Below are 8852 nucleotides of genomic sequence, written 5' to 3' on the forward strand. Positions count from 1 at the left end.
CCGAGAAAATCGATCAGCAGCTTCCAGATATCACGCACGAAATCCGTGAACGCGCTATTGGCAGCGTTGCCGATTCCCTCACCAGCCCAGCACAGAGGATCGAACCCTTCGCACTCCTCGCCCTCGGCCGCTGTGACAGCAATCATTTCGACGCATCCCACGTTGTGAAGCCGACGAGGTCACCGACTGACGGGCTAAAGGGGACGCGCTCCACGTCAACAAGCCACGTGGACGCGGACGAGTCCCAGACCATCGCGAAAGAGATGAAGGCGGTGACTGTCTCAGAGCCTGTGCCCTGATTCAGGCCGATCCGAACCACAACCTCATCCGCCTCCACACGGTCGAACCTGAATCCTGAAATCTGACCGGTCCGGCCTGGCTCCTTCGGGGTTCCGAATGCGGCGCTCTGCTCTTCGATGAAGTTTGCGCGGCCGGGGTTGTCGACGGTCGCTGTCTCGACGAATGCCAGGAACGAATCCGCGTCGCTACTCGCCTGCAGGCCCCCCATGAAATTGGCGGCACCGAAGAGGGCTCCTGTTGGGGAATGAGCGAAGCATCCCCAGGAGGAGTCCTCTCGTTCCACCGGACCGAACGTCGGGGATTCGGGTACGAGGAGGAAGCTGCGGTTGACCCACTCGGCGTCGGGTCCGACCGTGGGGATGTCTGATCCCGAGGGCAGGTCGCAGACACCCCCTGTCTCGGGCGGATTCGACTCGTTTTCGCTCGGCTGAGACGGCGTCGACGGTGCACCTGATGGGGAGGTGCCGCCCTCGGGGTTGTCCCTGCCGCCGAAGGTCAGCACCAGTACGAGAGCGGCGATGACAGCGAGCACCAAGATCGCTGCCGCCAGCCACCACGCGTTGAACTTGACCAGGCCGCGGTTGCTATCGCTGTTGTCGTCGCTCATGATCTCTCCCCTGCTCAGCCGGTGAACGTTGCGATGATGCCGCCGGCAGCGCCGACGAGGACACACACGATGAGCGCGATCACGAGGCCCTTGAAGCCTTGGATCTCACGGCCCGTGAATGCAGCGAACGCGAGATACCCGGCGCTTGCGAGGAAGCCGGCAAGACCCAGGATGAGCGCACCCCAGGCAAGCCAGTTGATCAGCGTGGATACGCCCTCCGTGCCCGGAGGCTGCTCCGGCTCAGGGTTGGGCAGGACGCCGGTGATCGCGGTCGCGACCTCAATCAGAGTGTTCATTTCTTTCCTTCCGTAGGCGGGGTTTGAGCAAGCTTGCGAATGCGTCCGATGGTCCACCGGACGCGAGGAGAAGAGGTCTTGAGAGTGGGCTCGGCCAGGCGCCATCCCTCGGCCCAGGGAACCCGCCACCCGTGCGGCGTCATCCGGCCGATGCGCTCAACGGCCTTGAGCTGCGCTTTGGTCAGCTGTGGGCCGTCGTCGACGAGCACGATTCCCAGGAGGCGGCTGTCCCGGTACTCCCCCGCAGCCCAGGCCAGCGCGAATCGCTCTGCCGTCTGGAGGCCGTGATAGTGGGTGCGGGCCACCGCAAGAACGTTCATCGGCATACCGGGATACGAGGAGACGGGCCAGGCGCGGTGTCCTTCGCGGGCGGCCTCCCCCGGCAGATCCGACGCCTGTTCACGGATCAGGCCCGCGATCGTCGAGGCTCCCGCGCCGCCGTGCAGTGCGATGACATATACGAGAGCACCAGGTGCCTCGGGGATCGTCGGGAAGACCTGCTCGAGCGGATGCGGAACCGACGGCGCAGACTCTGGCGTCGGCGGACCCACGAGTTCCTCGCCGCGCAGCTGGTCGACATCGGCGTCGCTCTGCTCGGCGCCGCGCACCCGATGGAACGGGTTAACGCGGGTCGTCGGTGTATCTGTCATCGAAGCCCCCCTCGTGTACAGGATCTATTTCGATCCTATAGTATCAAGGGTGAGTCAGATGCGGGGGGTGGGAAAATGACGAAACCGTCATCTAGTAGACGCCGAAACTCGCGGAATATGACGCGGAAGTCGAGAACTTCCCATATCAGCGTCGTCGCCGTTGGTCTCATGCTCACGCTATCGGCATGCACCGACGCGGGACCAACACCTAACCCGAGCCCGTCACCCACGGACACAGCGACGGTCCAGCCCGCGCCCACCAGCACCATCGCGCCGGAGGCGCTCGACGACGGGGTGCGGGTGGCTGAGGAAGCCATGACCAGCTTCGCGAACCACAACCGCTCCTACGAGGAGTGGTGGGCCGAGCTCTCTCCCATGCTCACCAACGACGCCCTGCTGGCCTACGAGGGCACAAACCCCGCCAGGGTTCGCCCCTCCCAGGTCACGGGCCCCGGTGTCGTCGCCAGTGCCCCGAACTTCAATCAGATGAGCGTGCTCGTGCCCACCGACATCGGCCAGTACACGATCGAACTCATCCGTCAGGGAGACGGACACGGGAACGGCACACCATCCTGGTTCGTGGACCGCCTCACTCCCCCGGCGGATCTGGGATGAAGGGCGCAGCCGCCGCCGTTTGCGGTGTCATCTGCATCCCGCTCATCGCGATCTTCGTCCTCATCGCCACGTCGTGCTCTTCCCTCCCCGGAGGGAAGTTCCCCACGATCGACTACGAGGTGAACATCGAGAACCTGCCCGTCGACGAGGTCGGCACCTGGAAGGGCGAGCAGCTGGTCAACGCGGCGATCATCATGAACGCCGCCACGGAGCTGAAGCTGCCCGTCAAGGCGCAGGTCATCGGCGTGATGACTGCTATGGGCGAATCGTCGCTGATCAACCTCAACCACGACGACGACGCCACCAACCCGGATGGCTCTATCGCGGACGGTGGCGGTCTCTTCCAGCAGCAGGTGTCGCAAGGGTGGGGGACCTGGGAGGAAGTCACGGATCCGGCGACGGCATCCCGCACCTTCCTGACCCGGCTGGCAGAGGTCGCCGGGTGGGAATCGATGGAGCCGAGCATTGCCGCCCACAAGGTGCAGGGCAACGACGACCCGTACCACTACGAGAAGTTCTATGAGGACGCCGTCGACGTCGCCGCCGCTCTCGCGGAAGTGAACATCGACCCCGGTAACGGGGCAGAAGCAGCCCAGTGCGCGAACCCGATCGGCAATAACGGCAACTTCCCGCCCGGGAAGAATCCCCCCGGCCAGTGGGGCGGTTTCGAGAACGGCCGCATCGACGAGAGCCTGCTCGCCCCCATTCCTTGGGCGCCGAACTACACCCTGCGCGGTGACGCCGTCGCCAACCTGATCGCGATGAACAACGCCTTCCGGGCGGAGTTCGGCTATGACCTGCCCATCAACGACGGGTACCGGGATTACGCCGGCCAGGTCGAGGCCAAAGCGATCTACGGGGATGAGGCCGCCGAGCCTGGCACCTCCAACCACGGATGGGCGCTCGCTATCGACGTCGGCGACCGCAGCCATTATCGGCTGAGATTCTCTCACCCGATCTACCTGTGGTTGAAAGCCAACGCCCCCCGCTACGGCTGGGTGCACCCCGATTGGGCCGAACCCGGCGGACCAGGTCCCGACGAAGCCTGGCACTGGGAATTCTGGGGCATTGAGGAGACCATCCCCGCATGAGCGACATCGATCTGACCACCGTTCCCCCCTACCCCGTCTACCGCCTCGAGGTCGACGCCGAGGGCGCCGTCACTCTCGACGGTGTACCCATCGCCACCGGCGAGGGTGCCACCGATGCGGCGATCGACCACGTCGCCGGCATCCTGCAGGCCGACGGACACGACGCCGTCCGCGTCATCGCCGCCACCCCCGACGGCACAGACCGGATGGTCGTCGAAGCTGACGGCACCACACACGTCATCGTCGACCAGGTGCACGACGGCAAAATGGCGATCGGCAACCGGCGCGTCAGTCGACGCGCTGTCATCGCCTCGATCGTCACCGTCGCCGGCCTCGTCGTCATCGGCGCAGCCACGCCGGTCGCGATCGCACTGACGAGGCCTGCACCGACGCCGACGGCCACCATCGCGCCGCCGCCCGGTGTCGGAGAACAGCTCGCCGTCCTCTCTCCTCCCGGATACGACCAGACGGCAGCGTGGGCCGTGCCGATCCGCTCCAACACCGAACCCACCTTCCTCCCGGACGGACGTGTCGCGGTCACCACCGAAGCCGGAGATCTCCGGCTTCTGGATCCCGACACCGGAAAGACGGTCTGGAAAGGCAACGGCTCCCCTCGTGGAGGCGCGCAGCTCGCGGCCACCACAATCGGCGGATACGAGGTCCTCGCGACCTCGCGCTCCAACGCCCTCACCGTCTGGCCGCTCTACGTCGAAGACAGCACAGTCGACTCCGTCGACTACGACCTCCCCCGCGGTGCCGACGTAAGTTTCCTCGGTACCGAACCGCTGATCGTCCTCCCCGATCAGACCGCGGGCTTCGTCACCGCTGACGGCATCACCCGACAGGACATCCCCGTCACCGCTCGCCCCGTGATGACCACCGACGCCGGCGTGATCGCCGTCGACGACACCACGATCTACACCATCACCGTCGACGGCGACGTGTCCGAGACCCCGTACACCCGCCCCGACGGGACCACCGAGCTCAGTAACGTCTCCGCAGCCGACGCCACCACCCTCATCGCCGTGTGGAGCACCGAAGGGCAGCAGAGCATCGTCGCGGCCGTCGACGTCGCCACGGGAGAAACCCTCTCCCAGGCCGAAACCCGCACGAGCGGCATCCGCAGTGACTCCGTGCCGCTGCACGCGATCGACGGGACCACCCTCACCTACGGCAACGTCTGGATCCGGTACGGCACCAATCCCAGCGTTCAACCGCTCGGCAACCTCACGCCCACCGCAATCACTGGCACCATTGTGTACGGGACAGCCAGCCGTCAAGCTAGCTGGACCAACGTCAGCGATGACCAGCCACAGGTGACCCCGTTCACTACCCGAGAACTCCCGCTAGACCCGATAGCACCCAGCGGGATCACCACCGAGATGGCCTGGATCGTCGCAGACAAAGTCGAAACCACCTACCTGTACGCCCTCCCTCGACGAACCGGCCCTGGCGACCCGACCGCCACGCCCGCACCCTAAAGGATGCTGAGCCGCATGCCTGCTACCCCAAATCTCTTTGACGACGCCGTCAACCTGGTGCGCAACCGCGCACACCTCCGCGTGGTCGAGTACATCCGCGAGAACCCCGGTGCGTACCTCTCCGACATCCTCGCCGGCACCGACACTCCCCGAGGATCTCTGGGCCGCGTCCTGCGTACCCTCGTCGAGCTCGACGTCGTCACCATCGATGTGCCGCCCGAGAAGCGCGGCACCGGGCGCAACTTTCGCTACACCGTCAACGAGACCCGCGTCCGCCAGATTCTCGCCGCGCTGCACGCCGAACTCCTCGGAGAGTAGCGGTGCGTGCCGCCTGCGAGATTGCAAACCTTCTGCAAGCTTGCAGTTAACCTGCCTGCTTGATAGCCTCAGAACCGGCTACGGCAGACTTGGCAGATGCCTCGCTACGCATCTCCCGATCAGCCGCTGCCTCCTGAACCAGCGAGGGCGGTCAAAGTGTTTGGTGCGAACCCCATCCGAGCGGCCATCGTGCGGCTCCTAGCGACCAACCCCGAGCCCATGACGACAGGCGAAATCGAGAAGGCCCTCGGCGGCGCCTCGCACCGCACGATCTTCAACCACGTGCGCGAGCTTGAAGCTGATGGCATTGTCACCTCGGACGCACGCGACGACCGCAACGGGCAGCGGGTCAGATACGCAGCCGATCGCGAGGCGATCCGCCGCGAACTCCGCGAGTACTCGAAGTACCTCCTCGGAGAGCCCCTGACGGGCGACGACGCCAGCTGAGATGCCGGGTTTCAAGTACGGGTTGAAGGCCCGGAGTGTCGCGCCGGTGTTAACCCTGACCTTGGGGTTAACTGACTGCATGGCTGACGAAAAGAAGCGGCGGACCTACCGCCGTCCCAGAGGGACGATGGTACAGCCGACCAACCTTGGCTACGAGGTCGAGCTCACCAGCAAGAAGCGCTGGGAAGCGCTCGCGCAGGAACTCGAGATCTCGCCGTCGGAGCTGTTCGACCTCATGGTCGAGCACCTTCCGCTCGACGCCTATGGGCGTCCCACCTGGTTCCCCGAACGGCCACTCAAAGACGGGATGCTGCGCGTGCCAGCCGCTTAACGAAAGAACCCGCCGCATGTGCGGCGGGTTTCTCCCAAGTATTTCGACCCGTAGATGTTTGGCGACGGACACGGATCGAGAAGTGAAGAACCGGAGGGTACCGGGGCTTCGTCATGCGCTACCTCGAAAGGAGTTGACCCCATCATAACGCCACTTGACGCAGATTTCCATGCCGTCTTAGACGCGACACGCCGCGGGGTGTCCTCCGATTGGGGGACACCGGAGTCTGCCTGGGATCTCACCGTGTCGCTGTCCCAGCTCACGCGTCGACGCAGCGTCCGCGTCGACGTCCGCGACGCGCACGGCGACTTCACGAACAGCTACACCGCCACCTACCCGTCCGACAGCACCGCTGCCCCTGACGGCCCCTGGGCCCTCCCCCTCACCGACACCGCCGGCGGATTCCGGTACCTGTGCTTCGACCTGGACGCCAAGGGCGGAAACCCGGCGAAAGATGCTCGCCGACTGACCCGGTGGCTCGACGAGCTCGCGATCGCGTATCTCGTCTGCGAGTCCGGCCCCTCTGGCGGCCGCCACGTCTGGATCGCGCTCACCGCGCCCGCTGACGCTGGCACCGTGAACCAGCTCGCGCGCCGAGCGCGGACCGTTCTGCCCTCTCTGGATCTCTCGCCGCTCACGAACCCCGCGACCGGTGCGGTTCGGCCGCCGCTGTCGCCACACCGCGCGGGCGGGCACTCCCGTCCCCTGGGACCGGTCGAGGTGCTGTTGAGGCCCACCACGACCCCGCAGCGCCTCCAGGACCTGGACGTGTGGCTGGACGAGGAAGGCGTGGAGCTGCCGCCGGCAGCACAGGCCACCCGTCCCCGCGACGTCGACGCTGACGCCGACGGGCACCCCTACCTCGCCGGCGAACGCCGCGACCTGTCCCCCCGCATCCGGGAGATCCTCGCCGCTCCCCCGGCCGCGGACACCTCCGCCACCATGGCGCAGATCTTCCTCGCGGCCGCGAACGCCCGCTGGCGCCGCGCCGACGTCGCCGCGCTCGCACGCACCGCCCCCGCGCTCGAGCACGCACGCACACGCCGCCACGTCGGCACCCGCGTGCCGCGCACCGAGGCGGGACAGCGACACGTCATCGATGGGGCCTGGCGAATGGCCGTCTACTACGCCGCCGCAAACCCCTCTAACGGTCAGGGCGACGACCCCACCTTCCCTCAGCGAGAAAATCACGTCGTCGCAGCCCTCACACGCGTCCAGGAGCGCGCTGACGCGCTCCCCGGTATGTGGGGAGCCGACCGCGGCTCCACGGCCCACAGGGCCGCACGAGGCTCCGCGGCGCACCGCGCCATTCTCGACGCCCTCTGCCTGTACATGGCACAAGCCGTCTCACTCGATATCGAGGCTGACATCCGCCGTCTGGCACTGGAGACCGGCTGGTGCCGCCAGACAGCCCACAACGCCCTCCGCGCGCTGCAGGACGCCGGCTGGATCCGGCGCACCGCCCAGGCCGAAGGCGAGCACGGGGCTCGGTACACCCTCTCCGAAAAGTTCTCCACAGATCCTCACGAACCCGATTTGTCACAAGGGCGTATGCCCCCCGCCCGCACCGCCCTCCTCCGTGAGCTGACCCTGAGAACTACCGCACTCAACCAGGACATCTACGCAGCTCCCGGCTCTCTCGGACGTGCCGCCGGCTACCTCCACCTCCAACTGCTGCCCGGAGGTTCCTGGACTGTGGCAGATCTCACCCTCCGCACCGGATTCACCGCTGCCTCCGTCCGCCGTCTGCTGCACCGTCTGCACAGCCACGGACTCGTCCGCCTCGTCGACGGCTCCTGGACGGCGGCCAAGGACGTCGACCCGCAGCCGATCGCTGTCCGCCTCTTCGTCGACGGGTACCTGGCCGATCGCGCGAGGCGGTACGACGTCGAGCGGATCGTGTGGGCGAAGTGGCGGCTGATCATGCATGAGGAGCACCAGGCGCATCGCAAGAGGCGTCGAGGCCGACGCGCTCACCCGAGCGCTCTGCAGCTGCCCGGTCAGTCTGTCCACGAACGCGTGGGATACCCACGCGGACCGAACCAGCGGTACGACCACAAGACCGCACGTCGACTCGAAGCGGCCCGGCTCAACGCGCGCGACCTGGCCACGTTCCTCGAGGCGCAGCTCACCGGATGACCCGAACGGCTCTCCCAGCTCGAGGCGAGGGCTACGCCCTCGTGGAGGCCGGACGCACGCGGCCGCTGTCTGGCGCCGGTGGCGCCACTTTTTCGCCATAGAGCCTGTGGCATTGTGCGGTCGGTCAGCCCCGAGCGCGAGAGCTTTCGCGGCATATCCTCCCTCGCTGCGCTCAGTCCGGTATTCCACGGTCTCTCGCGCTCAGAACAGCCCTCCCTAGTCGGCACGGAGTGCCTCCACGGCGAAAAAACGTGGGGGAGGAAGAGAAGACGGGCCGAGGCCCTCTCGCTCCGCTAGGGCAAGGGCCGAGGGCCCCTGCACCCGAATATCGGACACCAGTCCAGAAAGAAGGTCACCATGAGCGCTACCCGGCTCGACGCATCCACCACATTCTGCGACACCTTCGCAAACGCCGACCTGGCCCGAGAGACGGCCATGAGCCTGAACTGTGGCGAAGTCGACGCTCTAGCCACGCTGCTCGAAGCGCACGGCTACCCCGCATCCGCCGACTACTGGGTGCAGTGCCACAGCGAAGGACACGACGAAGGAGACGAAGAACACCCTAGACGGCATTGAC

At 66.3% G+C, this 8852-nt stretch carries 11 protein-coding genes; 8 read left to right on the forward strand and 3 right to left on the reverse strand.

Going from position 1 to position 8852, the window contains the following annotated elements:
* Positions 1-142: 142 nt before the first annotated feature.
* Genes FFS56_RS20065 through FFS56_RS20075 form a run of 3 tightly spaced genes read right to left on the reverse strand, consistent with a single transcriptional unit; the run spans position 143 to position 1853 of the window.
* Positions 143-907: a hypothetical protein gene (locus tag FFS56_RS20065; protein ID WP_137772146.1), complete on the reverse strand. Its 765-nt coding sequence runs from the start codon at positions 905-907 to the stop codon at positions 143-145.
* Positions 908-921: 14 nt separating this feature from the next.
* The gene (locus tag FFS56_RS20070; protein ID WP_067117746.1) at positions 922-1203 is read right to left on the reverse strand and encodes a hypothetical protein; all 282 of its coding nucleotides are present in this window, start codon (positions 1201-1203) and stop codon (positions 922-924) included.
* Complete coding sequence (locus FFS56_RS20075; RefSeq protein WP_137772145.1) at positions 1200-1853, reverse strand: DUF6668 family protein; 654 nt, start codon at positions 1851-1853, stop codon at positions 1200-1202. Before FFS56_RS20075 ends, FFS56_RS20070 begins: the two co-directional genes overlap by 4 nt.
* Positions 1854-2021: 168 nt before the next feature.
* Here FFS56_RS20075 and FFS56_RS20080 point away from each other — a divergent pair, with 168 nt between their 5' ends.
* The 8 genes from FFS56_RS20080 (at position 2022) to FFS56_RS20115 (ending at position 8851) form a co-directional block, all read left to right on the forward strand.
* Positions 2022-2468 carry a hypothetical protein gene (locus tag FFS56_RS20080; protein WP_137772144.1) on the forward strand — a complete coding sequence of 149 codons (447 nt, stop codon included), beginning with the start codon at positions 2022-2024 and terminating at the stop codon, positions 2466-2468.
* Positions 2465-3559 (forward strand): M15 family metallopeptidase, encoded by a 1095-nt coding sequence (locus FFS56_RS20085; RefSeq protein WP_067117737.1) that lies wholly within the window; start codon positions 2465-2467, stop codon positions 3557-3559. Before FFS56_RS20080 ends, FFS56_RS20085 begins: the two co-directional genes overlap by 4 nt.
* A complete protein-coding gene (locus tag FFS56_RS20090; protein ID WP_137772340.1) occupies positions 3556-5040 on the forward strand; it encodes a PQQ-binding-like beta-propeller repeat protein in 1485 nt (494 codons plus the stop codon). The genes FFS56_RS20085 and FFS56_RS20090 overlap by 4 nt, the downstream gene beginning before the upstream one ends.
* Before the next feature lie 15 nt (positions 5041-5055).
* Complete coding sequence (locus FFS56_RS20095; RefSeq protein WP_137772176.1) at positions 5056-5358, forward strand: hypothetical protein; 303 nt, start codon at positions 5056-5058, stop codon at positions 5356-5358.
* A gap of 96 nt (positions 5359-5454) precedes the next feature.
* Positions 5455-5805, forward strand: coding sequence for a helix-turn-helix domain-containing protein (locus FFS56_RS20970; RefSeq protein ID WP_067117729.1), 351 nt, complete (start codon positions 5455-5457; stop codon positions 5803-5805).
* A 79-nt stretch (positions 5806-5884) separates the two neighbouring features.
* Entirely contained in the window at positions 5885-6136 is a 252-nt protein-coding gene (locus FFS56_RS20105) for a hypothetical protein (protein WP_067117872.1), read from the forward strand.
* 243 nt (positions 6137-6379) lie between these two features.
* Positions 6380-8275, forward strand: a complete 1896-nt coding sequence (locus FFS56_RS20110; protein WP_137772175.1) for a helix-turn-helix domain-containing protein — start codon at positions 6380-6382, stop codon at positions 8273-8275.
* Positions 8276-8632: 357 nt separating this feature from the next.
* Positions 8633-8851 carry a hypothetical protein gene (locus FFS56_RS20115; RefSeq protein ID WP_137772174.1) on the forward strand — a complete coding sequence of 73 codons (219 nt, stop codon included), beginning with the start codon at positions 8633-8635 and terminating at the stop codon, positions 8849-8851.
* Position 8852: the final 1 nt, after the last annotated feature.

This window comes from Microbacterium sp. Beta (genome assembly GCF_005502545.1).
Taxonomy (GTDB): Bacteria; Actinomycetota; Actinomycetes; order Actinomycetales; family Microbacteriaceae; genus Microbacterium; species Microbacterium oxydans.